The following is a 25788-nucleotide window of genomic DNA, read 5'->3' as shown; positions in this document are numbered from 1 at the left end:
CATTCTTATTGTTTTTTTTGGTATTCATGAATCTTCGATTTCAAGTCTTACGCTTCCTCATCGGTCAAATTAGTTTTCGAATACTAAAAGAAAAGAACTCGCTAACGCTCAAACAGCTTTTCTTTTTACGTATTCTTCAAACATTTGACGCTCGACTCCGGAAGCTAAGGACAATCAAAGAACTGGAAGATTTATCTTTTTAGAACAAATTAAACCTCGAACTGACTTCTTAAATTTTATTATTTATTTAAATCTAACAAACTCAACGTATAGCTATAGCTGTATTTTGGAGCTGTAAGCAAATATTGTTCATGCGGAAGTGCACCCCAGCTGTTATCTCCACCCACACCACGTTGTGCTAAATCTACATGCACAAAAATAGCATCTTGCGGTTTCACATCAGTGGTGTGACGTTGCATTTTAGTTGTTCCGGGATCTAAAGATTCTGTTGAAACATTTAGCGTACTAAAACCTAAAGCTTGTTCACCTGTGATTTTCAACCCTGCTCCTTTATCATTTTGCAAACTAAACCATCTTGTATCGGTTTTATAACCACATTCCTGCGGACGAATGTATTCCCAAATAAACTGGTTTGCCACTTTATCCTGATACGTCCCAACAAAAGAAGCTGTTTTTCTATCCGAATAATTTTCTAATGGGCCACGACCATAATAACTCAAATTTTCATACGAACCCGGAAGTTGCAAACGCATTCCGAAACGCGGTAATTCCGGTAAGTCTTTATCAGTCATATCCATACTTGCCGTCACTTTTATTTCTCCGTTATTCTGAATCAGATAGCTCACAAAATAAGGTACATTGGCTCCAGCCAAAGCATATTCAACGGCAATTCGTAAACCTAAATCTGTTTGTTTTCCTACCGTCACCGATTTTACTTCAGGATGTAGATGTGCGTCTTTCCAAACTGCTAATTTTGTTGGCATTTTGTTTCCAAAATCATTATCTGTTGGTGCTCTCCAGAAATAAGGTGTTGGGAAATGAGTAATAACTTCAGCATTCTCATCTTTGAAGTTGTAACTTTTAATTTCTCCTTTTTCTAAATCAAAAGAACCGGCAATTGTTTTTGTTTCGAATGCTAAAATGCTGCCTTTTTTCTTGATTTTTAAAGCTGACTTTTTAGCATTTACTGTTGCACTTTTTCCAAAGAAATTGCCTTTTCCAATAGCAAATTGCTCTCTGGCAATTTCGTGATTTACCGGCACTAAATCGGTTGCTGTTTTAGTGTAAGCATACACATTTAAGAAATATTCTCCATTTGAATTCAAATCTTCAACAGGCAGATCAATGGTTACACTTTCTTCCGGATCACAATCAACATTGAATGTTTTTTCCTGAATTAACTGTCCGTTTTTAAGTAATTCAAATTTAAATTGGTACTGATCTAAATTGGTATAATGGAATATGTTTTTAATCGTCAATTGGTTTGACCCTTTCAAACTAAACAAAATATCCTGATACACTTTTTTCACCTCAGCCAATCCCGGATGCGGAATTCTCCCTGCATTTACTAATCCGTTAGCGCAAAAATTCTCATCATTATACAAATCTTTACCTCCTAAATCTCCTCCGTAAGCATAAAAAGGAGTTCCGTTTTCGTCCTGAGTTTTGATTCCCTGATCTACCCAATCCCAGATAAATCCACCCTGCATATGTGGACTGCTGTTGATAATATCAAAATATTCCTGAAAATTTCCATTACTGTTTCCCATAGCGTGTGAATACTCACACATGATAAAAGGTCGTGTTTTATCGGTTGCAGCAGCATATTCTTTCATGTATTTAATGGTAGGATACATTGGCGCAACAATATCCGTATTGGCATTTTCTTTAGCCTGTTCCGAATGTACCGGACGAGAAGTATCTCTGTTTTTCAACCATTTGTAAGTTTCGTAAAAAACCGGGCCGTTCCCACATTCGTTCCCCATAGACCAGATAATAACGGAAGAATGATTTTTATTGGTCTCCAGCATGCGCTGAACACGATCCATGTGTGCCGGAAACCACATGGGTACATAAGAAGGATGTTTAGACTCCACCGAAATGTTTTGTCCGTCCACACCCATTCCATGACTTTCAATATTAGCTTCGTCCACTACATAAAAACCATATTCATCGCATAGCTCGTATAAATAAGGATCGTGTGGATAATGACTCATTCTGATGGCATTGATGTTGTTTTGCTTCATCAATTCTAAATCCCTGCGCATTGTAGGACGATCAGGAGCATGACCTTTAGTCTCATGGTGATCGTGAATATTTACTCCACGTACCAGCATTACTTTTCCGTTAACTAAAAGTTGGGCATTTTTAATTTCAACTTTTCTAAAACCTATTTTACCCGACAACACCGAATTTTCGACAGCATTAGCATTTTCTAATTTGATAATATAACGATACAAATAAGGTGTTTCTGAACTCCATTTATTCACATTATTTACAACGGAATTGAACGCTACTTCCTTAGCTGTATTGGTCACTTTTTTAGTTTCGCTATACACTTTTTTGCCTTGAGCATCTAACAAAGTCAAGGTTAGATTGGCATTTTTGATTTTGTTTTGCTGAAAAGCTCTTAACTGAACCGTTGTTTTAAAAAGTCCATTCGTATAATTTTCATCTAAATCAGCATTGACAAAATAATCCCAAACAGTCAATTTAGGGATTGCCTGCAAATACACATCGCGCTCGATTCCGCTTAATCTCCAGAAATCCTGATCTTCCAGATAACTTCCGTCATGCCAGCGAAACACTTGTACTGCCAAAAGATTTTCTCCTTTTTGTAAAAATGAAGTTATATTAAATTCGGCAGCCGTTTTTGAAGCTTTAGTCATTCCTACTTCTTTTCCGTTTAAGAAAATGCGGGCATAACCAGAAATAGAACCAAAATGAAGCAATACTTCTTTGCCATTCCAATTTTCGGACACGGAAAATGTTTTTCGATAACTCCCAACCGGATTGTAATCACCTCCTATAAAAGGCGGATTTCGTGGAAAGGGATACGTAATATTAGTATAAATTGGGATATCAAATCCGTGCATTTCCCAGTTAGACGGTACTGGAATTGTTTTCCAACTTTTATCATCCAAATCGACTTTGTAAAAATCCTGTGGACGATCGGCCGGTTTTTTAACAATATCAAATTTCCAGTCGCCATTTAAACTTTGATAATAAGCCGATGCTTCGGGTTTGTTTTTAGTAGCCACATCCTCATTTTGATATAAAACAAAAGTAGCCCTCCCCGCTTCTTTGTTTCTGTCAACGATAGTTGGATTTTCCCATTCATTTTGCTGTTGCTGTGCTGTAATAAGCTGCACGGCTAACAAAAGCGACAAAATTATTTTTCTTCTCATTTTTGTTTATTTAGTGGTTTTTAGTGCTTTTTTATAATTTAATTCAGTACGGGTAATTTTTTTATTTCCAAAACCTGTACTGGCTGGGGTTTTACTTTAACTAAGCCTTCTCCGTCTGCCTGACTTACATTTTGAGAAAAAATATGTAATTGTTTTTTCGTTGCCCAAAGCTCCTGATCCAGATTAGGTTCCCATTGTCCTACCGTAAGAGGGCTAATATCTTCTGATTTCCATTGTTTTTTATGCAAATTAGTATATGCTAATGTTATTTTATTGTCCCTTTCTTCATCGCGGTATAAGAGATACAACATAGATTTGTTGACTACAATCTTAGGACGTGAAATCGGAATTTTTTTAGTTCCTCCACCGCCTAAAGTAAATGCATTTTGATGAAAATCAGTATCCATTAAGTGCCATTTTCCCGCTTTCAAATACACAATTTTGTACTGAGGCAGTCCATTAACTGCCCAATAATTAGCAATATACGGATTCCCATCCTCATCTACAGTCATTGCGGTTTGATTGATTAAACTACTGTTTTGAGGTATTTCCCAGGCAATTTCGGCAGTTTTTTCAGTGATGGGTAAATTGTATTTTTCTCCAGTTGACTTCTGCCAGGTTTTTCCATCATCGTCCGAAAAGGCATAACAAATATCATGATTTGTGGAAACATCCCAGCTTTCTCTCCAAACCCAGGAAATATAAATTCCTTTTTTGCCTACGCAAATTTGCCAATAGGCAGAACGCTGATTTTCGCCATCAATTAAATTATTTTGCAAAGAAGTCCATTTCTGAGTTGGAACATCATATAATTTCATGACCATATTCCCTCTTCCGGAAGCACCGGAACGGTAACAAAACAACAAATTCCCATTAGGCAGATTATGAAACTCAGGATAAGTCACTTTATCCTCATCTTTGCCGGTCATGGGCATTTCTCCTCCTAATTCTAAACTAAAAGGTTTTGTACTTCTGGCATATCGCAAACGGGTATTATGATGATCCCAGCTTACATGAAGGTAACCGTCACTGTCTATTGCAATACTAATATCGTTGTGTGCATCCTTTACATTTCCACTGTAAGGAGTTATTACTACATCCCATTTTTGAGAATTCAGTTTACGCTTTGCCAGCACCATTTTCCCTTCGGGATTGTAGTAAGCCGTAAATTGAATATTTTTAAAAGTAGTAAGCGCCTTATTTCTAAAAACCACCGTGTTTACGGAGTTATTACTCCAGCCCAAACCTATTTCACTTATTTGAGTCTTTAACTGAGCATTCACTGCAACAGAAAAAAAAGTCATTATTAAAAACAAATTTTTAACTATTGAAATCTGTTTACTTAATTGATTCCCTAAATTTACATTCATCACTTTTCTTTTATAAAAACCCAAATTAATATTGCAGACAAAAATTGCTTTTCAAAAAACCATAATAAAATAGCAAATCTATTTTTTTTTAATGTTTTTTTTATGGAGTAAATAACAAATATATGTACAACATGTACAGAAACAAACCAGTACCAACCAGTTTTTAGATTTATCTACCAGATAGGGCGGTAAAAACAGCATTTTCACTCCACATCCGTTAAAAATGTGATTTTAAAAAAAAATGGAGTATAAAACCACACCACTACATACCAGTTATTTATTATATTTATACCCTTACATTTTTATTATGAAAATAATAGCTATTAACAAAAGACAGAATTTACCAAAATACAAACAGATTATTTTGTCTATTGAAATATCAATAGCCGAAAAACGCTTAAAAAGAGGTGATAAACTACCTTCGGTAAACAAAGTTTCGTTGGAATTCGGGATTTCGAGAGATACTGTTTTACTGGCTTATGATGAACTTAAAAAAAGAGGGATTATTTATGCTATTTTAGGCAAAGGCTATTATGTAAAAAGTGAAGACTTTAGTTTCGAACAGCGTATTTTTTTATTATTTGATGAATTGAATGCCTTTAAGGAAGACCTTTACAATTCGTTTCTGGACACAATCAACAGAAATGCGCAAATAGATATTTTCTTCCATTATTTTAATCCCGAAGTTTTTAAAAAACTCATCCATGACAATAATGGCAATTATTCGAAATACATCATCATGCCTACTAATCTGGTTCATGCCGCCTCGATAATCAAAACCCTACCACCTGAAGATGTACTGATTCTGGATCAGACAAATGCAGAATTAAAAAACTATCCATCGGTACATCAAAATCACGCTAAAGACACTTTTAATGCTTTAGAATCGGGAAAAAATAAAATTAAAAAATACAAAAAACTTATCTTAATTTTTTCCAGTTACAAACAGCCCATCGGGATGAGAGAAGGATTTACAGCATTTTGCCAAAAGCATCAATTTCATTATGATATTAGCTCGGATTTTGAGAATCATGAAATTCAAACGGGTGACCTTTATATCATTCCTGATGACCGCCACTTAGTAAATGTGATTGAACAATCGAAAAGGCAAAAATTAGTTATTGGGAAAGATTTTGGTATCATTTCCTATAATGATACTCCGTTAAAAAAAGTAGTCTCCGAAGGAATTACCACTATTTCAACTGATTTTAAAGAAATGGGACGCACACTGGCCGAATTAATTATCAACCAAAGAAAAGAACAAATAGAAAACAAAAGCAGCCTGATTGTGAGAGGTTCTTTGTAAAAAAGAAAATCCTTTTAAAGAAATTGCTTTATATTAAAAAACCTCGAAACTGTATGGTGTTTCGAGGTTATAAGACTATTTTTCATTTAACAGTGGTCTGAAAAAACAGAGAACTGATGAAAATTTATTTACTTTTAGGTTCTTTAAGCATCATGAATTTTCTAATTTCAACATCTGAAATCTTAGGGTTTGCACCTTCCTGCCCGGCAATTAAAGCTCCTACTGCACAAGCATAATTTAATGCTTTTTGAGGGGATTTCCCTTTGAGTAATTTCATGGTTAATGACGCTAAAAAAGAATCTCCGGCACCTACTGTATCTACAACTTTTATAAAGTAACCACTGTTATAATAGAACTTTTCATCATAATACAATACCGCTCCAAATTCTCCTTTGGTCACACAAATGTGTTTAGCCTTTGTTTTCTTAGCAATGAACTTAATATTTTGCTCAAAAGAATTGTATGGAGAATCTAATTCACGACTTATTTCTCGTAATTCTTCATCATTCAATTTGATAAAATCAGCTTTTGACATTAATTCGATAAGCACGTCGGTAGTATAATAAGGAGCTCTTAGATTAGCATCCAAAACTTTATATTTTGCAACATCTAACAGAGCATACAAGGTTGTTCTTGACACTTCGTCTCTACAAATCAAACTCCCAAAAACAAATGCATCTGCTTTTGAAACTAATTCCTTCATTTCATCAGTCAGTTGAATTTTATCCCAAGCTGAAGGATACATAATGTCATAAGAGGCATTACCTTTTTCGTTAATCATGACATTAACCACGCCGGTTTTGTAATTATCTCCTTCCTGAATAAAATCAATATCATTATTTTGTTCAGCAATAAATTCTTTGATATCCGAACCGTTTTCATCAAGTCCTACCTTGCTTATGATGGTGGTTTGAATTCCAAAAGAATTTAATCTCAGCGCCACGTTCAGCGGAGCACCTCCAATTTTTTTGTGTGTAGGGAAAACATCCCAAAGCACCTCTCCAAAGCAAACTGCTTTTAATTCTTTTTTATTTTTCATAATTTTAAAATTAAGAACATAAGCTGTTCTACAAACAATACAAATTACACTTTATTATTCAACTTCACTAATCTCAAGAACTACACTAGTCCTTTGTAAAGTAACATGAGGATTAAAGCCTACTTTCATCAAAAAATCACCTGTAAAGATATTATCTCCTTTTAATGAAGAGGAAATATCCGGATACAGATTAATTTCTTTTACCGCATATTTTTTCTTTGGATCTAAGCCGTTTAAAACTACTGGCTGTTTTGTTGCTGTAATACTAAATCTATTGTTTACCAAATAGTTAAAAACAATCGCTTTACTTTTATTTTCATTAACATACATTAAGGCTGCAATATCATTCTCATGTGGATTTACCAAACGAAACATATCTCCGTGCCACACAATATCTTTGAAGGAGTTATAATTGCTGATCGCTTGTTTACAAAATATTTTGTCATTTGTATCTAATTTACTGGCTACAATATCAAACCCTAATTTACCCATACTAGCTACATCCACCCGGAATTTTAGCGGTTGTTTTCCCCAGTCGGTTACGTGATTATCTGTTGCAATAGAAGGAAAAAAATAAGAATAATCCCATTGTAAAAATATACGCTCTAAAGGCTCAGTGTTATCACTAGGCCAAAACTCGGTAAAATATTTCAAAAATTCATAATCTCCACGACCACCACCCCCGGAACACAGCATCATGGGAACTGTTGGATATTTAGCACGAATGCGCTGCAATACTTTGTATAATCCTTGGACATAATCTACATACAGATTAGATTGAGGAATTCCTTTTTTATTTAGATAAGCCGAATAAGCATTATAAATAACCGCATTACAATCCCATTTGATGAACGCTAATTCAGGATTTTTTACAAACAAATCATCCACGATTCCAAAAACAAAATCCTGTACTTCGGGATTTGACAAATCCAAAACCAGTTGATTTCTATAATAAATCTCAGGTCTTTCCGGTTGTCGTATTACCCAATCAGGATGTTTTTCATACAATTCGCTTCTGGGATTAACCATTTCAGGTTCAATCCAGATACCAAATTTCACGCCTTCTTTTTTAGCTTCTTTAACTAAATAACCCAACCCGCTAGGTAATTTCTTTTTATTTTCCTGCCAGTCACCCAATCCTGCATCATCGTTATTTCGTGGGTATTTATTCCCAAACCAACCATCGTCTAACAAAAACATGTCGACACCTAAATCTTTAGCATCTTTAAACAAATCGGCTATTTTATTTTCATCAAAATCAAAATAGGTCGCCTCCCAATTATTCAATAAAGTAAGGCGTTCTCCCTGACCATCTAATATCCTGTGTTTTCTGACCCAATTGTGCAAATTTCTACTGGCTTCTCCTGTACCGTTATTCGACAATGCATAAATTAAAGAAGGAGTTTTAAAGGTTTCGTTTGGAGCCAATGAATATTCCGATGCAAACGGGTTGATTCCTGCAATAAGACGAAGATTTTTGTGCGAATCAATCTCGAAATCCAATTTGAAATTACTGCTCCAAGCCAATTGTCCTAACATCACTGTCCCTTCATTTTCGGAAGCTGGCTTACCAAATGACAAGATAAAATTAGGCGTTTGCAACAACATTGCTCTGGTTCCCAGTTTAGAATCTACAGTTCTTATTCCCTGTAAAAGCCTGGTTTCAACAGGTTGCATTTCTTTTAGATATTCTCCCTGAAAACTCGTGAGATAAAAATTTTTATTGGCAAAATATAAATTAGCCGAAGCATATTTTTGCAACAAAACCGGTTTTTTCTCCTTATGTTTTATTTCTGTCCATTGCTCAATTACATTCTCTTTTTTCCAAACTTTATAAAACAAAGTCACTTCAAAGGGATAAACAGGATCTTTTAAAAGGATACTGGTTACCGAAGTATTGGCATCTATCTGTTCTTTTTTATGACTCGCATACTTTAATTCCAATGACGGATTTCCATCAGCATGTTTTACCTGAATGGCAGGCTCAGAAAGATTCCAGGTTCCCGCAGGAGTGTATGCTGAATTATAAATCCCGGCATTCGATTCATCGTAATTATAATTACTAACAACGGCCTTATATTCCCTTTCGTTTTCAAGTGGTTTCCCAAAATACACCGTTCGCAATCTATTGTTATCGTCTGTTTGCATCAATAACATATTATTTTCAGTAGCAATGGGAATGATGGCTTGTGCCGATACATCAGCTATAGCTAACATACAACCACAAAAAAACATGATTCTATTCAAATACCTTAGTTGTCCCTTTTTCATAATCCTTATTTTTAGAATGCTTTTTTTCGAATATTTTCAATGCAAATATTTGTTACCAAAACACAAGCAACAGCTATTTAGATTAAAAAAACAAGAAACAGCTAAGGGCAAGTAGATACTCACCCTTAATCTGATTCAATCACTAATTTAACAACAATTATTAACCTTAATTATATCCTGGATTTTGATTGTACAATCCTCCTGTGAAATTAATTTCTCTTTGAGGTATTGGATAATATTCATCTCTTCCTGCTGTAAACTTAGCATTAGAAAGGAAATCTCTTTTCGTTTTCTCCTCATCAAGATATGCATTTAACACCGGTTCTGCAATACCCCATCTTACAAGGTCAAAGAATCGAGGACCTTCCATACCAAATTCTAATCTTCTTTCAAACATCAATGCTTTCAAAGCATATTCTTTGGAAGGAAAAGAAAGATATTGTTCTACTTTATACACATTAGATGCTCCCGCAGCCAATGGTTTAGTAGCACTTGCTGCAGCTCTAGCTCTGATTCGGTTGATTATAGGCAAGGCTTCTGTGTATCTGTTTAATTGAATTAATGCTTCTGCTTTAAATAATAACACATCAGCATATCTGATAAAATCAACATTTTTTGAGGTACCGATGAATGGTCCGTTTTTCACATAACAAGAACAGTCCGGAGATTGTTGTTCTTTCATATTTCCAAAAAAACCATAAACACCCGGATCTCTGGCCCAACTCAATTTATAAACCATATCACCTGCATTTTTCAGCGTATTTTTATATTTAAATGGTCTTCCGGGAACTCCTACTGTGTGATCAATTCTTGGATCAAGTGTAATTCCTGCACTCAAAGGCGCATTTCCATTAGCATCAATTGTTTTAAATATATCCGAATCATTAAAAGTATCTAATAATGGTAATCCATTAGCATCTGTTTTGAATGCATTTACCATATTCTGGCTTGCTAAGTGAAAACCGCAACATCCATAAAGAGGTGTTCCGTGAGGAGAGTTTAATCCGGTAACAAAACTAACTCTTCCTACATTTGTTCCATCATTGATTGAAAATTGAACTGCCCAAATAGATTCCAGACCATTATCATGCCCGTCTAAGAAATTATTAGCATAATCTGATTCTAAATCTCCCGTTACTGCATTGGCATAATCAATCACTTCTTGTAATCTGGCCGCATTTATATTAGTAACCTGGTGATCTTCGTTTTGCTCATAAGCCTGGTATAATCTTAATTTTGCCAAATAAGCTGCTGCTGCATTTTTATCAGCTCTTCCCACCTGATCTTGTGCTTGTTCTAAGTTATCGAAAGCAAAAAGAAAATCTTCGGCTATTTTATTCCATAGTGCATCACTTGATAAATCATTAGAAGTTTTCAAAATTTCCTCTTTAGAAAGATCTTCTGTAATAAAAGGCACTTTATTAAATAGTAATTTCAACATAAAATGTGAATGCGCTCTTAAAAAACGTAATTCTGCTTGTCTTACTTTCTTTTTTGGAAATTCTGCTTCTGATAATTCATTAATAACAGCTAAAGCAAAATTAGCTCTTGAAATCGCCTTGTAATGATTTGTCCAGGTTCTTGGCAACATCCAGTCTCCAAAATCAGCAATAGTAGTATTGTATTGTTCATAACGGTCAATTACATCTACATCACTACGACCTCCACCGCCTTTGTAAGCATCGTCTGAACGTACACTTCCGTACACCCATTGATTGGTTATTGGTCCTACCATCTCGTCATTACCTATTGCAGCATAAGCTGCTGTAACCAAAGCATCAGCGTTTTCTGCTGTTGCAACACTTTCAGAAGTTAAAACTCCTGTAGGTTCATAATCTAAAAAATCGGAACTGCATGATGCCAAAAATAAAATTGACAGGCAGCTAATAACTATTATATTATATTTCTTCATGATACTTGTTTAAAAATTAATGTTTAGACCTAATGAAAATGTAGTAGGAACAGGTATTCTGTCTATACTTGTACGCTCTGGATCCTGTCCTATATAGCCTTTTGGTGTAAACCAGAATAAATTTTCTCCTTGTGCATAAATTCTACATCTGGTAATAAAACCTGTCTTTGCCATTAGTTTTTCAGAAAGTGTATATCCAAGCTGCATATTTCTTACTTTGAAATAAGAATTGTTTCTGAAAAAGTAATCAGACGCCTGATTATCATTGTTTGCCAAAGAAAGAGAAGGTACATCGGTATTAGTGTTCGTAGGTGTCCATGCATTCAAAGTACCGGGACCGGCGTTTTCTCTACCCTGAACAAAATTATTATAATAAATATATGGATCCTGACCAATACGACCTGTAACTCCTGAACCAAACACAGAGAAATCAAAATCTTTATACGCTAAACTAATATTGATTCCGTATTCCAATTTAGGCAATGTACTTCCAATAAAAGTTCTGTCATCAGAATTAATTACACCGTTACCATCAAGGTCAATGTATTTAATACCTCCTAATCTGGAAGCCACTTGTGTAGCATGTGAATCTATATCTTCCTGACTCTGGAACAAACCATCGGTTTTGTATCCAAATATTTCAAATTGAGAATGCCCCACAATTGAGTTAGTTGCTGTACCCGGATAGGCAGCTCTTACTTCTTCCGGTAGTTGGGTAATTTTGTTTTTTGTTGCTCCAAAATTAGTTGTTACATTAAAAAACAATCCATTTTCAAGGGTATCAGCATATCCTACACTTAGCTCCCATCCTTTGTTAGCCGTATTTGCTCCATTTACTGAACGTTGTTGTCCTTCACCAACTGTAGATGCTACAGGCGGTACAATCAAGATACCTTCTGTTTTTCTGGAAAAATAATCAAACGACCCGGATAATTTATTTTCTAAGAAACCAAAATCAAGTCCTACATTATATTCTTTAGTCGTTTCCCATTTAAGACCTGAATTCAAACCTTGTATGGAAACAAAACCAGAAGGTAAATTCCCTGTATTGGCTCCGTTCAAATCATAAGCTGTTCCCACATTATAATAAATATTAAAAAAATCAGGGAAATATACATTTTGATTAGGACCGTATCTTGTTTCGAACAATCCAAAACGTGCATTATCTCCAATGGACTGATTCCCTACTTCACCATAACCGGCACGTAATTTAAGATTTGAAACTACTGTACTATTTTTTAAAAACTCTTCATTGTTAATTCTCCACCCAGCAGTAACCGCCGGAAAAATACCAAATCGGTTATCACTACCAAATCGGGAAGAACCATCTCTACGAATGGTAAAAGAAGCTAAATAACGATCTGAAAAAGCATAATTTAATTTTCCAAAATGAGAAAGTAATCTACTCCCCGTTGTTATACCATTATTCGTTCTTGCACCAGTAGCTGCAGCGAGTGTGAAATAAGATTCTGATTCAACTGCAAATCCTTCTGCACGGGCAAATAATGAATTAAAATCTGTTTTAGTCGATTCAGTTCCTACAAGAATTCCAATTTTATGCTCTGAAATTTTTAAATCATAAGTCAATGTATTAGAAATCGTCAAACTTGAATACTTATTTGTATCTAATGATAAGCTATTTACATTTCGTGTAATAAATCCGTTGTTTACAATTGGTTCAATGTTTTTTCGTTTAAAATCATTAAAATCCATACCAATGCTATTTCTGAATTTTAATCCTTTTACGATATCAATTTCCGTAAAAATATTACCGTATAAAGACATTTTTCTGGAATTATCCCATCTGTTTAAATATTGCATTAACAAAGGGTTATTTCTATCTGAATAGCCTGAACCTATTGGTCCTCCATAAGCTCCAGTACTGGTATAAACAGGAATGGTAGGTGCCAGTGAAATGGCTAAACCTGGTGTAGGAGCATTCCCTACATCATTAGCTGCACTTAGTTCATCAGATTGTGTAAATTGAGAATTAACTCCAAATTTCACTCTGTCATTAAACAATTTAAAATTAGCATTCAATCTCGCTGAATATCTTTCATAATTAGTAAATTTCAACATACCACTATTATCAAGATACCCAAGATTTAAAACCGCATTAGCTTTTTCAGAACCTCCTGAAACGGACAAATCGTTATTGATAAGCAAACCCGTTTTATATACAGTATCCTGCCAGTCAGTATCTCCTACAGGTACTGTAGTGTCACCTCCTACAAAAGGTTTTACAGTTACGTTATTTAAAACCGGATTATTGAAATCATTATTCCAGTCGAAATTATAGATTTCACCATATCCACCAGCCGGATCTGCACCATCATTAACGGATGCTTGCCATAATACCTTACCACGATCTAAGGCATTAAGCATTTTATAGCGTTGTTTTTTCTCAGAAAGTATCGAAACACTTGTATTAAAGGAAACGGAAGTAACATCTCCCTTAGCGGCGTTTTTAGTAGTAACAATAATAACTCCGTTAGCTGCTCTGGAACCATAAATAGAAGAAGCAGAAGCATCTTTCAATACCTGAACTGACTCTATTACACTGGGATTTAAACTGGCAAACACTTCAGGTCTTACTGTTGGCACTCCATCAATTACATACAACGGGTCTGTATTTCCCAAGGTACTCACCCCTCTGATTAATATTCTGCTACTTGCTCCGCTGGGATCTCCTGACTTTTCAACCGCTAAACCTGCAACCCTTCCTTGAAGCGCCTGCATGGCATTACCAGAACTCATACTTTGCCCTTCAATAGGCTTCATTTCAACGACAACAACTGCTCCTGTTACGTCTACTTTTCTCTCTCTGGAATATCCAGTCACCACAACTTCTGTTAATTGCTGCGATTCCGTTTTCAAGACAACATTAATTGTTGCCTGACCATTTACTTGTATCGTTTGATTAGTATAACCTACATAACTAAAGATCAAAGTTGCTTTTGAATCTATATTTTTAAGTTCATATTTACCATCCAGATCAGTTGTAGCTCCCTTATTTGTTCCTGATACTAAAATCGATACTCCCGGGAGTGACATACCGTCTTCGGAAGAAGTTACAACTCCCTTTATCCCTATGTTCTGGGCTGTTAATGAGAAAAATGATCCCATTAAGATTAAGTAAAGAATAATTTTGTGTTTCATAATTAGATAGTTTAGTTAAAATTTAATTGGTTAATAGTTAAGTTTTCCAGTGTGTAACCGAATTTTTCTTTGGTTGCAGAAAATGTTTCCATTGGTTTTTCAGGAAAAAAAGTTTCAGTCATCACGGTTTTTCCATTATTGTAAAAAATCTCAATTGATGTTTTATCAACTATGATTCTTACATCTATAGCATCAAATTTTTCTGTAATAGGTGCTTTTGAAATTTTATTTGCAAAAAGAGGTGAAAAAGATAAATCCCCTGATTGAGTCCTGTCAATAAAAAAATAATTCTCTTTTTTATTAAAGCCAAATTTGACCGTATTCTTTAATTCATTTGAAAGAGAGAAGGTATAAGTATCCTCTTTTAGATTTTTTAAAGAAAAATGAATGTCCATACTTGACAAATTGATCACTGATTTATCAACAATTACAGTCTCTTTATCAATCTTAAGAGTTTCTTTTTTAATGGTTTTACCCACATAATTTTGTAGTTCTTTTACAGGTCTTGAATTAACACTATAATGTCCATCCTTTTTTACAAGCACTAATTCTCTGGGAATAGTCATACTGCTTCTCCATGTTTCTGTAGGTACTTTTTGAGCATAATTCCAGTTTGACATCCATCCTATAAACAATTTTCTTCCGTCAACTTCTGATACATTAGAAAAAGTTACTCCTGCATAATTATCTCTTCCGTAGTCAATCCAAACTCCTTTATCACCATTAATATCTTTCGAAAAAGATTCGTCAAGTTTAAAATTATTTCCGTCAAAATCTCCTACAAAGTACTGAGTAGCTGAACCACCGTTAGGACCTCCGGGATTGATACTTAAAAGGAGAACCCATTTATATTCATCAGTTCCTTCAACAGTCATAGGGAAAAAATCCGGACATTCCCAAACTCCTCCATGAGCACCAATTGCTTTTCCAAAATCAGAAAGTAATTTCCATTCTTTTAAATTTTTAGAACTATAAAACATTGTTTTATCTCCGGCTGCCAGAGCCATAATCCACTGTTGATGAATGGCATCCCAAGTCATTTTTGGATCTCTGAAATCTTTCATATCCGGATTTTTAATAACCGGATTCGCTTCATATTTTGTCCAGGTCAAACCTTCGTCCAGAGAATAAGCAATACCCTGAGATTGATAATTAGTTTCTCCTGCCTTTTCCTTTTTCATATCGTGGTAAGTAAACATTGCCACTATTGGTGGATTTTCTAGACTTCCAAAACCGGAAGTATTTTTAATATCCACTACTGCACTCCCTGAAAAAATGTATCCTTTCTCATCCGGATAAAGTGCAATAGGTTTTTCTGTCCAGGTAATCATATCTGTACTTATAGCATGTCCCCAGTGCATAGGTCCCCAAACATTAGAATCAGGATAATACTGGAAAAACAAATGGTAGTAACCGTTGTAATAAAACATTCCATTAGGATCATTCATCCAGCCTTTTTGAGGAGTAAAATGAAAATTAGGTCGATACAATTCAGCTTCTGAATAGTCTTTTTTATCAGCAAACACCGATTTTTTACAGCTTGTTAAAATGAAAACTGTTAATAAAGACAACAGTAATCTAAGCGGTATTTTTTTTACTACTTTTTTCATTTATTTATTTTTTAATTAGTTTTTTACTTAATTCTTCTAATGAAATACCCTTGGTTTCCGGCATCATAAACAGCACAAAGAGTAATTGGAATACCATCATAACCGCAAAGAACAAAAACACAATTCCGGCACCTATGGTCGAAAACAATATAGGAACCATAGACGGTACAACAGCTGCTAGAACCCAATGCACAGAACTGCCAAATGATTGTCCGGTGCTTCGTAAGTGGTTAGGAAATATTTCTGAAATAAATACCCAAATCACAGTTCCTTGTCCGATAGCATGAGCGGCAATAAACAAAAACAAGAATACCGGCATTAGTTCCCCGTTCCAACCAAAAAAGAAGGTGGCAGAAACCAGACTTAAAGAGATAATATATCCAAAAGAGCAAATCAGCATTAATTGCTTTCTTCCTAATTTATCTATCAAAATAACACCTAATAGCGTAAAAAGCATATTGGTCACACCTATACCAATACTGCTTAATAAAGCAGTACTCTCTCCCAGACCAGCTTCCTGAAAAATTCTTGGAGCATAATATAACAAGGCATTAATACCCGATAACTGATTAAAAAAAGCAATTAAAAATGCCAGAATGAGAGGAAATCTATATTTCTTAAGAAAAATATTTTCGTTAGATACCGTGTTTTCCATCTCCTGCTTTATCTCTAACATCAGCTTTTCCGGATCCTGATCAGGATTGATTTTTCGCAGCATCTTTATGGCTTCATCATTTCTGAATTTGGTAAGCAACCATCGTGGACTTTTAGGTATGGTAAACGCAAAAACGGTATAAATAGCTGCAGGAAACGCTTCTACTCCCACCATCCAGCGCCAGGCATTCTCTCCAATATCATTTAAAAGATAATTCGACAAAAAAGCAATTAAAATCCCAAATACAATATTAAATTGATAAAGTCCTACTAGTTTACCTCTGTCTTTAGCCGGTGCTATTTCTGAGATATAAGCTGGTGCAGCAATTGTAGATGCACCTACTCCTAAACCACCTATAAATCTAAAAAAGGCAAAAGTCCAGGGGTCATTAGCTAATCCGGAACCTATTGCAGAGATAGTGTACAAGACGCCTATCCATATTAAGGTATTTTTACGCCCTATTCTATTAGTAGGGATTCCTCCAAAAAAAGCACCAATCACGGTACCCCAAAGCGCCATCCCTATTACTACAATACCATGAAACACATCTGAAGTGCCCCATAATAATTGTAATTTTTTTTCGGCTCCTGATATTACTACAGTATCAAAACCAAATAAGAAACCTGCTAAAGCTGCAGTGATGGACCAGATTAATATCTTTTTCATTTTCAAAAATTATTAAATTAAATTTTGTAACAGTTGTAACCTTTTTATCTTAATAAATCCGATTACTATTATACTCCTCAGATTGTGTGATTTAAGTATATCCAAATGTATTATTTAACATTATCACAACCTTTTCATAATGTATCCATTATCTCTAAAATGGTTTCATTCATGTAATTAACTGATTTACAGTTATTTAAATCTGTTATTCGAAAAGTATTCTAATCAGTATTTCGAAAAAGTTACATTTTATTCTAATATTGAAACATGCCGGAAGCGTAAAAAAAAGATTATCCATAAAAAAGAAAAGGATTATATACATATTCCATTTTTTTTATCTCAAAATATTAGGTTTTCAGCATCCGAATAAATAATAACTGTTAAAAAAAAGTGTAGTAATCAATAAAAGAATCTTTAAAAACAAAGATTTAATTAACAAACTTATTCCTCTTACATTGATTAAGTAAAATGCAGCTTCAAGATTTTCTGCATTTTATTAATCATTACAATTTCAAACCCTGCAGTGATTACATAAATGTGAAAACAAAAAATGGATTATAAGCATGGTATTTCAAAACCAACTTATAATCCATTAGATTACTCAGAAAAACGGAATGAGAGTATTTTCAGGTCATTAATTATTTCGATAATCTTTAGGTGTTACTCCAAATTTAGTTTTAAACGCAGTCGAAAAATAATTGGGTGAAGCAAAACCGCAAGAATAGGCAATTTCAGAAATATTCATAGCTGTTGTATTAAGTAAAATTTGAGCTTTGTCTAATCTGAAATTATTGATGTAATCGCCTACTCCTATCCCTAAAACCCCTTTTACTTTTCTGTAGAGCTGAACTCTTGAAATATTCAAATTGCTTGCCAGCTCTTCAACCGAAAACGACGAGTTATCAATATTATTTTCCAGAATTACATTAATTTTATTTAAAAACTCCTTTTCGATTAAACTTAAACTATCGCTTTCAATTTTATCAATATTGTTAGTATAATAGTACCGCAACTTTTCTCTATTAAACAGCAAACCTTTTATGGAGTGTTTTAAAACTTTAAAATTGAATGGTTTGGTCAAAAACAAATCGGCTCCCACTTCTAAAGATTTTAAATAAGTGCTACTATCATCCATAGCAGTCAGAATAATTACGGGAATATGCGACGTAATCATATTCTTTTTTAAAGTTTCACAAATTTCAAAACCATTTCTTTCCGGAAGATTCAAGTCACAAACAACAATATCAGGCATTAATTCCAGTGCTTTTTCAATAGCTTTCTCTCCATTACATTTTGTAACAATATATTCCTCTTTCAATTTGGAATACATAAAATCTAATAAATCAATATTATCTTCGACAATTAAAAGAGACTGTTTGTTCTCAACAATTAGTGATTCATTACTTAATGAAAATTCATTTTCTAAATACTCGTATTCATTTTCATCAGTCACAAAAGAATGATAGGAGCTATTAACGATATCTGCTTTATTTAAATGGCTTTCCCCTAATTTCAAATACACAGAAAACTCCGCTCCGTTAACTGATTTGACCTCAATTATTCCCTGATGCAGATCTATAAAACTTTTAGATAAATTAAGCCCAATTCCCGAACCGTTCCGGTAATTATTAGTTCCCTGAAAAAAGGGACTAAAAACTTGTTTAATTTCTTTTTCCGGGATACCTATTCCAGAATCTTTAAAGCTAATTTTTACAAATCCGTTTTTAGTGTTTTGGGTAATTCTTACTGCTATTTCACCACCATCAGGAGTGAATTTAAAACAGTTTGACAATAAATTATAGTATACTTTATCCATTAGATTAACATCAAAATATACTTCAATCTCTTCATTATCGGTTTCAATCGTATAATTAATGTTTCTTTTTTTAGCTTCTCTTTTAAACTCTTTAAACATATTTACCGAGAATTTCCACAGATTATTCTTCGATAATTTAATCGTGAATTTTTTATCCTCTACTTTTCTAAAATCCAATAGTTGATTAATCAATCGGAGTAATCGCATCGAATTATTGTACATAATGTCTAAATCTTTCTTAACCGTATTGCTTTTATTCTGAAATTCATCATGCAATGATTCCACCGAACTTAAAATTAAAGTCAGCGGAGTTTTGAATTCATGCGAGATACCGGTAAAAAAATTAATTTTAGATTCGTTGCTTTCTTTCAGTTTTTCAACAAATTTTTCGATTTCGTTTTTTTGACTTGTGATTTTGTAATTATTAACTTCCAAAAGTCTTTTCTTATTTCGAATTGTAATAACCGAATAAATACTAAAAACAGCCAGACAAAAAATAATCACTAAAAAGAAACTCAATAGTTTGATTAGATTGTATAAGGTTATGTATTTTTCTTCCTGATCCTTGATTACATTAAGTTGCGACTCAATATTTGATTGCTGTACCGTTATCCTGTCAAACTGATTACTTAGTATGTCTGCATTTATAGAATCAATTAAAACCGTATTCAATTCGTTATGTTTAGGAACAATTTCTTTATTACAAATTCGTAAAGCTAATTTTATGGCTTCTGCACCTCCTGTTGGGTATAAAACAGTGGCTGTAATAATTTTGTCTTTAACTAATTGAACTCCGCCACTTGGCCCATTAAGTCCATCGACACCAATAATTTTAATTTTATTTTCGAATTCTTTTTTCTTAGCCGCCTGCCAAACCTGATAGGCAATGATATCATTATAAGCAAATACATAGTTAATATTGGGATTTTGCTCAATAATTTTATTGAATTCTGCCTGAGGCAATTGATCATTTTTAGAAACTAAACTGATGACTTTTATACCTGGAAATTGACTGATAACTTTGTGAAACCCTATACTCCTGTCCAGTCCCGGAGAGGTGTTAGGATTCCCTCTCACTTCTAACACGACCCCTTTTCCATTAGATAAAGATGCCAGATACTTTCCTGCTAATTGTCCCACTTCAATATTGTCAGTACCTATATAGGCTGTATAACTTGTTGAGTTCACTTTTCTGTCCAGCAAAATAACCGGAATTCCTTTAGAAAATGCTTTATCCAATACTGAGGTCAATGATTTGGAATCAAATGGAGATATAATAATAACATCCAAATCCTTCTCAATCATCGATTCGATTTGTTTGATTTGTTTATTTACATCTCTGTTTGCATTGAAAACAGTCAGTTCTACATTAGGATTTAACGAAGCTTCTAACCTCATTGTATACTCCATAGCATCTCTCCACGCGTCTCCACTTATACATTGTGAAAATCCCACCTTAATACTATTTTTATCTTTAGCATCAGTAATACACGAAGTAAATAAACAGATATAAGCGATCAGTAGGAGACAACTAAATTTTCTTAGCATGTGATTTTTATAAAATTGATGAATATAAAACCCGGTTGAAAAAGGAAATTGTTAATTTTTGAATTGAGGAATAATGTAAAAAACTTTAAATATGTTTTTGTTACTGTAAATATATTCAAAAGCTATTCTAAAACTAAATAATTTTGAAGATTAATACTCATTATTAGTATCAGAATCTTTTTCTAAATTAAAACTTTTGCACTAAATCCTTGATTCTGTTTATTCGAAGATTTTAACATGAATCGTTTTAATGCAAAAAACCTCGAAAAATAATATTTTCGAGGTTTTTTTGCATTTGGAATTTAATCAGCAGAGAGAAAGGGATTAACTTCATTGATCCCAAGAGGGGCGTCTCACAAAGAAATGAATGCTTGGCATTTTATGCCTGATCCTTTTTTACTTTATACGCTTAGTCAAACAAAAAGTTTGTCACGCTATAAAACAAAAAATGCTCCCCTTTCAGGAAGCATTATTTTTTTTTGCAGAGAGAAAGGGATTCGAACCCTCGATGCAGTTACCCACATACTAGCTTTCCAGGCTAGCTCCTTCAACCACTCGGACACCTCTCTTTTTGGGATTGCAAATAACATGAAAAAATCTGACTTAGAAAAATATTTTTTAAAGATTATGTCATTTCTCCTCGTAAAGAAGTTTCAAAAACTGTTTTAAAATGGTTTGGAGCTGTATTTTGACCCAACAAGAACATCAATTTAGTAATTGCAGCCTCGGTAGTACTATCTTTACCTGAGATGACTCCTATTTGTTTTAAGATCGAACTCGTTTCATATTGCCCCATATTTACTGTACCTGTGGGACATTGTGTTACATTCACAATATGTTTTCCGTTTGCTATTGCCTGAGTCAGGGCTTTGATAAACCATTCATCGGTGGTTGCGTTTCCGGCACCATAGGTTTCCAGCACAATCCCTTTAAGATTTGGAATATTCAAGATGGCACTAAAAACACTTTCGCTCATTCCGGGAAACATTTTTAAAATAACCACATTGGTGTCAAAAGAATCATGAACAATCAAATCCTTAGCACCATCATTTGTTAAAAACAAATCCGATTTCAGATTTAAATGCACTCCTGATTCTACTAAGGCCGGATAATTAGGGGAACAAAAAGCATTGAAATTTTCAGAATTAATTTTAGTCGTTCTGTTGCCGCGATACAATTTATATTCAAAATAAAGGCAAACTTCGGTAATAACGGCATTATTATTTTGCTGTAAAGAGGCGATTTGAATGGCTGTAATCAGATTTTCTTTGGCATCTGTACGCAAATCACCAATAGGCAATTGCGAACCGGTTAAAATCACCGGCTTAGCTAAATTTTCGAACATAAAACTCAAAGCCGATGCGGTGTATGACATGGTATCAGAACCATGAAGCACTACAAAACCATCAAATGCCGCATAATTTGATTGTATCATTCCGGCAATCGAAATCCAATGTGAAGGATTCATATCAGAGGAATCAATTGGCGTTTCAAAAGAAAGCGTTTCTATCTCACAATCCAACTGTTTTAACTCAGGAATTTTTTGTAATAATTTACTAAAGTTGAACGCTTTTAATGCTCCGGAACTCAGGTCCTTTTGCATACCAATGGTTCCGCCCGTGTAAATTAAAAGAATTTTAGTCCTTGAGTTCATGAGTATATTTCAGTTTATTGACTACCGGATTAGCATACATCGCTAATATTCCCTGCAATGCTATAGGGTTTTCGGCATCAATTCTTTTTTCTAACCTGCGTTTAAAAACTGCTTTTTCATCTTCGGTATACAAATGCGAATATTTATCCGTTTGATTTAAAATATCATAAGCAATATAATTAGTAGGCCATAATTTATAACTGCTCAAAATGGAATCGTCTATGGCTTGCGCCAAAGCCTGAATTTGTTTATTTACATTGTCATTTTCAGCAATAATAGTATCAATTTCAGTATCCAGAACTTTTCCTATATGAATAAAAATACGTTTTTTAGGACCTAAAGCACCGCTTAAAATAGTCATAAAGTCCTCATTCTCCTGTTTTACATACACTTCATTATTTGCTTCCGCCAATAATTGAGGCATTTTTAAAGCATCGGTAGGATCGTATTCATACGAAATTGAAACGGGAACAATTTTGATTTTTTTAAAATAACTCATCAGATTAGCCTCGTCATTTGCCATCCCCAGCATTTTTAAAACCCCGGGATTGGTCATGTCATTACCATCTTTTGTTCGTCCTTCACGTTGTGCAATCCAAACCGAACGGTTTTCATGTTGCAACAAATGGCTTATGTATTCTGACAATGTTTTAGAACTTTGCAACATTTCTCGTGGAGACAAACCTCGCTTAACCAGAAAATTTCGATTCAGCTTAGCCAAAACATTCAGGAAAGGCTGTTTTACTAAATTATCTCCAATGGCCGAAGCGGTCATCACCAAATCATGCTCGAACAAAGTAGCATTAAGCAAAGTAGTATCCAGTAAAATATCCCTGTGATTAGAGATAAACAAATAAGAAGTATTAGGTTCTAAATGTTCGAATCCGGAAGTTGACAAACCTTCGGAACTTTTTTCTAATACTTTCTGAACGGATTGATAGATAAAATTACATTGAAAATCACGAATAGAATGCGTTTTCATCAATTGTTCTTTCCATACTTCGTCATCCACATTTGGGAAAGAAAAATTCATTAATGACTTCAACATCGGATGATGAAGTACTTTTCTTATCGCTTTATTTATTTCGGAATCATAATACGGCCGAATCTCGTCAAACTTTTGCATTTTGGTACTATTAGAAAAACAAATGAACAAAAAAAATATTAAATTTTAGCGAATTCTACTTTAAATCCCAAAAATTGCTTTCGAATTTTCAGTTGTTATTTGGGCAATTTCATCAGCAGAAACATTGTAAATCTGTGATAACTTATCAATTACATGCACCAGATAGCTGCTTTCATTCCTTTTTCCTCTAAAAGGAACCGGAGCGAGATAAGGTGCATCCGTTTCTAAAACGATATGTTGCAAGTCGATTTTATCCAAAAATTGATCAATTTTCCCATTTTTAAAGGTCACAACGCCACCAATACCTAATTTCATATTATAAGACAAAGCCTGTAAAGCCTGCTCATAAGTTCCTGAAAAACAATGAAAAATCCCAAATAAATCCTCTGACTTCTCTTCTTCTAAAACGGCAAAAACTTCGTCAAAAGCTTCACGGCAATGAATCACAATAGGCAGTTGGTATTGTTTTGCCAATTGGATTTGTTTTTTAAAAGCCAATTGTTGCTCTTTTAAATGGGTTTTATCCCAGTACATGTCAATCCCAATTTCGCCAATGGCATAAAATTTTCTTTTTTTTAATTCTGCTTCCACAAATTGTAATTCGTCCAAATAATTTTCTTTCACATGTGTAGGATGCACGCCTGTCATTAAAAAAACATGGTCCGGATATTTTTGTTCCAAATCATACATTGCCGCTGTGTAAACCGAATCAATCGCAGGAATAAAAAAACGAGTCACACCAGCCGCCAGGGCACGTTGCATCATTTCGTCTCTGTCTTCCTTAAAATCTTCGCTGTATAAATGAGTATGGGTATCGGTAATTATAGATTTTGTTTCCAAAGTGGTTTTTATTTAAAAAAGCAAAATTAGGTTATTACGCAAAGATTCGCAAAAGCAGTACAAACTAGAGCAGAGAAAATAAAGCACACCATTAAATTATATTTATATTATTTTGGGAATTGTACTCCCAATTGCCTTAATTTGGCTGATTATCCGATTTAGAAAATGAAAAACCTGCACGAAATCCTAAAAAAGGAAAAATATAAAAAAGTAAAATTCAAAATTACTAAAACCCAGCACCTGTTGATAAAAGCCAAAATCAATGGTGTTAGAGGTAACTTTATTTTAGATACAGGAGCATCTAACAGCTGTGTAGGTTTTGAACATATTGCTTTATTTAATTTAAACGCCCAAGATTCAATAACCAGAGCCTCGGGTGCCGGAGCAACAGGAATGCTTACTCAGACTGCTTTAGAAAATAAATTAGAGTTAGGTTCCTGGAAAAACCACAGCTTTGATTTGGTTATTTTTGATTTATCTCATGTCAATGAAGCTTTAACAGCCTACAAATCAAAAACCGTCGATGGTATTATTGGCGCTGATGTATTATTGAAAGGAAAAGCTATTATCGATTATTATAATAATTATTTATATTTACGCTAACTAACATCAGCATATATGACTAAAAATTACTGCAAAGCGGCTTGTTTAGCAATAGGAATGCTCTTGTTTTCCTGTGCCAGTGAAGATATAATGGAAGAAGCACCAAAGCAAACAAATGCCACTGCGACCAACAACACATCAGAAATGTCCAGAAATCCTACACCAAAAACTCCTGTAAGCACTTTAAAAACCTGGAATTTTAATGATTTAAACGAATGGGAAGATGCTACTCAGGTAGGTGTTCCTAATTATTTCGCTGAAAACGGAATTTTAAAGATGTTTACCAATGCAAATACCTGGGATCGAACTAAGGTAAAATCGGTAGCAACTTATGCTACGGGTACTTATTCCTGGCGTGTTTATGTCCCGGAAATGGGTGTAGGTGACTGTGCCAGTATAGGTGCTTTTTTATACAATGATGATACGCACGAACTCGATTTTGAAATAGGTTATGGCAATGAGGCGATTCGACAGGAGTTAAATGCAGCTTCAGATGAACTTATAGTATATATGACTTCGCAAGGAAATCCATTTTATTCTTTTCAGCATAAAATAAAACGAGCACAATGGTACACTCTTTCGATTACATTAGCTTTAAATAACAAGAAAAAATATGTTGCCACCTGGAAAATTGACAACCAGATTCTAACTACAAAGACACTTACTTATGGCACTCAGACCAAGTTTAAAATATTTTGCAGTGTCGAAAACTTAAGTTTCATAGGAGATCATATTCCTACTACACAAAATTATGCCTTATTTGACTGGGTAGAATTCAAATAAAATCATATCATTAATTAACCGCAGATTCAAATTAAAAAAATAGGAATCTGCGATTAACTCTT

At 34.1% G+C, this 25788-nt stretch carries 15 protein-coding genes and 1 tRNA gene; 3 read left to right on the top strand and 13 right to left on the bottom strand.

The window, feature by feature from the left end; all coding sequences use genetic code 11:
* Positions 1 to 239 precede the first annotated feature (239 nt).
* Positions 240 to 3368 carry a beta-galactosidase, LacZ type gene (locus BUB89_RS08325; RefSeq protein ID WP_073243933.1) on the bottom strand — a complete coding sequence of 1043 codons (3129 nt, stop codon included), beginning with the start codon at positions 3366 to 3368 and terminating at the stop codon, positions 240 to 242.
* Positions 3369 to 3406: 38 nt separating this feature from the next.
* Entirely contained in the window at positions 3407 to 4672 is a 1266-nt protein-coding gene (locus tag BUB89_RS08320; protein WP_234982591.1) for a BNR repeat-containing protein, read from the bottom strand.
* Between the two features lie 373 nt (positions 4673 to 5045).
* Between BUB89_RS08320 and BUB89_RS08315 the strand changes: the two genes are divergently transcribed.
* Positions 5046 to 6044 carry a GntR family transcriptional regulator gene (locus tag BUB89_RS08315; protein ID WP_073243931.1) on the top strand — a complete coding sequence of 333 codons (999 nt, stop codon included), beginning with the start codon at positions 5046 to 5048 and terminating at the stop codon, positions 6042 to 6044.
* A gap of 124 nt (positions 6045 to 6168) precedes the next feature.
* Here BUB89_RS08315 and BUB89_RS08310 read toward each other — a convergent pair whose 3' ends face one another.
* The 11 genes from BUB89_RS08310 to BUB89_RS08260 all read right to left on the bottom strand — a co-directional run bounded on the left by BUB89_RS08310 (position 6169) and on the right by BUB89_RS08260 (position 24340).
* Complete coding sequence (locus BUB89_RS08310; protein WP_073243929.1) at positions 6169 to 7083, bottom strand: carbohydrate kinase family protein; 915 nt, start codon at positions 7081 to 7083, stop codon at positions 6169 to 6171.
* A 54-nt stretch (positions 7084 to 7137) separates the two neighbouring features.
* On the bottom strand, positions 7138 to 9354 hold the full coding sequence (locus BUB89_RS08305; protein ID WP_073243927.1) for an alpha-galactosidase: 2217 nt from the start codon (positions 9352 to 9354) through the stop codon (positions 7138 to 7140).
* Between the two features lie 166 nt (positions 9355 to 9520).
* Entirely contained in the window at positions 9521 to 11266 is a 1746-nt protein-coding gene (locus tag BUB89_RS08300; protein ID WP_073243925.1) for a RagB/SusD family nutrient uptake outer membrane protein, read from the bottom strand.
* A gap of 9 nt (positions 11267 to 11275) precedes the next feature.
* Positions 11276 to 14425, bottom strand: coding sequence for a SusC/RagA family TonB-linked outer membrane protein (locus BUB89_RS08295; RefSeq protein WP_073243923.1), 3150 nt, complete (start codon positions 14423 to 14425; stop codon positions 11276 to 11278).
* 11 nt (positions 14426 to 14436) lie between these two features.
* Positions 14437 to 16035: a glycoside hydrolase family 32 protein gene (locus tag BUB89_RS08290; RefSeq protein WP_073243920.1), complete on the bottom strand. Its 1599-nt coding sequence runs from the start codon at positions 16033 to 16035 to the stop codon at positions 14437 to 14439.
* A 4-nt stretch (positions 16036 to 16039) separates the two neighbouring features.
* Positions 16040 to 17356: a sugar porter family MFS transporter gene (locus tag BUB89_RS08285; RefSeq protein WP_073243918.1), complete on the bottom strand. Its 1317-nt coding sequence runs from the start codon at positions 17354 to 17356 to the stop codon at positions 16040 to 16042.
* A 634-nt stretch (positions 17357 to 17990) separates the two neighbouring features.
* The gene (locus BUB89_RS08280; RefSeq protein ID WP_073243916.1) at positions 17991 to 20720 is read right to left on the bottom strand and encodes a substrate-binding domain-containing protein; all 2730 of its coding nucleotides are present in this window, start codon (positions 20718 to 20720) and stop codon (positions 17991 to 17993) included.
* Between the two features lie 482 nt (positions 20721 to 21202).
* Positions 21203 to 21289: transfer RNA gene (locus tag BUB89_RS08275), tRNA-Ser, on the bottom strand.
* A 56-nt stretch (positions 21290 to 21345) separates the two neighbouring features.
* The gene (locus BUB89_RS08270) at positions 21346 to 22374 is read right to left on the bottom strand and encodes an asparaginase (RefSeq protein WP_073243914.1); all 1029 of its coding nucleotides are present in this window, start codon (positions 22372 to 22374) and stop codon (positions 21346 to 21348) included.
* Positions 22358 to 23500, bottom strand: coding sequence for a 1-acyl-sn-glycerol-3-phosphate acyltransferase (locus tag BUB89_RS08265; RefSeq protein ID WP_073243912.1), 1143 nt, complete (start codon positions 23498 to 23500; stop codon positions 22358 to 22360). Before BUB89_RS08265 ends, BUB89_RS08270 begins: the two co-directional genes overlap by 17 nt.
* 60 nt (positions 23501 to 23560) lie before the next feature.
* A complete protein-coding gene (locus tag BUB89_RS08260) occupies positions 23561 to 24340 on the bottom strand; it encodes a TatD family hydrolase (RefSeq protein ID WP_073243910.1) in 780 nt (259 codons plus the stop codon).
* Positions 24341 to 24505: 165 nt separating this feature from the next.
* On the opposite strand from BUB89_RS08260, the gene BUB89_RS08255 reads away from it, so the two are divergent.
* Positions 24506 to 24943 (top strand): retropepsin-like aspartic protease, encoded by a 438-nt coding sequence (locus tag BUB89_RS08255; RefSeq protein WP_073243907.1) that lies wholly within the window; start codon positions 24506 to 24508, stop codon positions 24941 to 24943.
* Positions 24944 to 24958: 15 nt separating this feature from the next.
* Positions 24959 to 25726 carry a hypothetical protein gene (locus BUB89_RS08250; protein WP_234982589.1) on the top strand — a complete coding sequence of 256 codons (768 nt, stop codon included), beginning with the start codon at positions 24959 to 24961 and terminating at the stop codon, positions 25724 to 25726.
* Positions 25727 to 25788 lie beyond the last annotated feature (62 nt).

It is taken from the genome of Flavobacterium flevense (assembly GCF_900142775.1).
In the GTDB taxonomy this organism is placed as follows: Bacteria; Bacteroidota; Bacteroidia; order Flavobacteriales; family Flavobacteriaceae; genus Flavobacterium; species Flavobacterium flevense.
Note: the sequence above shows the minus strand (reverse complement) of the source record. Positions and strands in the feature narration are given on the sequence as shown.

What these genes read in the sequence shown, in the direction of transcription:
- BUB89_RS08285 (WP_073243918.1), bottom strand. Translation starts at nt 17,356, where the DNA reads ATGAAAAAGATATTAATCTGGTCCATCACTGCAGCTTTAGCAGGTTTC.
- BUB89_RS08280 (WP_073243916.1), bottom strand. Translation starts at nt 20,720, where the DNA reads ATGCTAAGAAAATTTAGTTGTCTCCTACTGATCGCTTATATCTGTTTA.
- BUB89_RS08290 (WP_073243920.1), bottom strand. Translation starts at nt 16,035, where the DNA reads ATGAAAAAAGTAGTAAAAAAAATACCGCTTAGATTACTGTTGTCTTTA.
- BUB89_RS08310 (WP_073243929.1), bottom strand. Translation starts at nt 7,083, where the DNA reads ATGAAAAATAAAAAAGAATTAAAAGCAGTTTGCTTTGGAGAGGTGCTT.
- BUB89_RS08265 (WP_073243912.1), bottom strand. Translation starts at nt 23,500, where the DNA reads ATGCAAAAGTTTGACGAGATTCGGCCGTATTATGATTCCGAAATAAAT.
- BUB89_RS08295 (WP_073243923.1), bottom strand. Translation starts at nt 14,425, where the DNA reads ATGAAACACAAAATTATTCTTTACTTAATCTTAATGGGATCATTTTTC.
- BUB89_RS08320 (WP_234982591.1), bottom strand. Translation starts at nt 4,672, where the DNA reads ATGACTTTTTTTTCTGTTGCAGTGAATGCTCAGTTAAAGACTCAAATA.
- BUB89_RS08270 (WP_073243914.1), bottom strand. Translation starts at nt 22,374, where the DNA reads ATGAACTCAAGGACTAAAATTCTTTTAATTTACACGGGCGGAACCATT.
- BUB89_RS08305 (WP_073243927.1), bottom strand. Translation starts at nt 9,354, where the DNA reads ATGAAAAAGGGACAACTAAGGTATTTGAATAGAATCATGTTTTTTTGT.
- BUB89_RS08315 (WP_073243931.1), top strand. Translation starts at nt 5,046, where the DNA reads ATGAAAATAATAGCTATTAACAAAAGACAGAATTTACCAAAATACAAA.
- BUB89_RS08250 (WP_234982589.1), top strand. Translation starts at nt 24,959, where the DNA reads ATGACTAAAAATTACTGCAAAGCGGCTTGTTTAGCAATAGGAATGCTC.
- BUB89_RS08255 (WP_073243907.1), top strand. Translation starts at nt 24,506, where the DNA reads ATGAAAAACCTGCACGAAATCCTAAAAAAGGAAAAATATAAAAAAGTA.
- BUB89_RS08325 (WP_073243933.1), bottom strand. Translation starts at nt 3,368, where the DNA reads ATGAGAAGAAAAATAATTTTGTCGCTTTTGTTAGCCGTGCAGCTTATT.
- BUB89_RS08300 (WP_073243925.1), bottom strand. Translation starts at nt 11,266, where the DNA reads ATGAAGAAATATAATATAATAGTTATTAGCTGCCTGTCAATTTTATTT.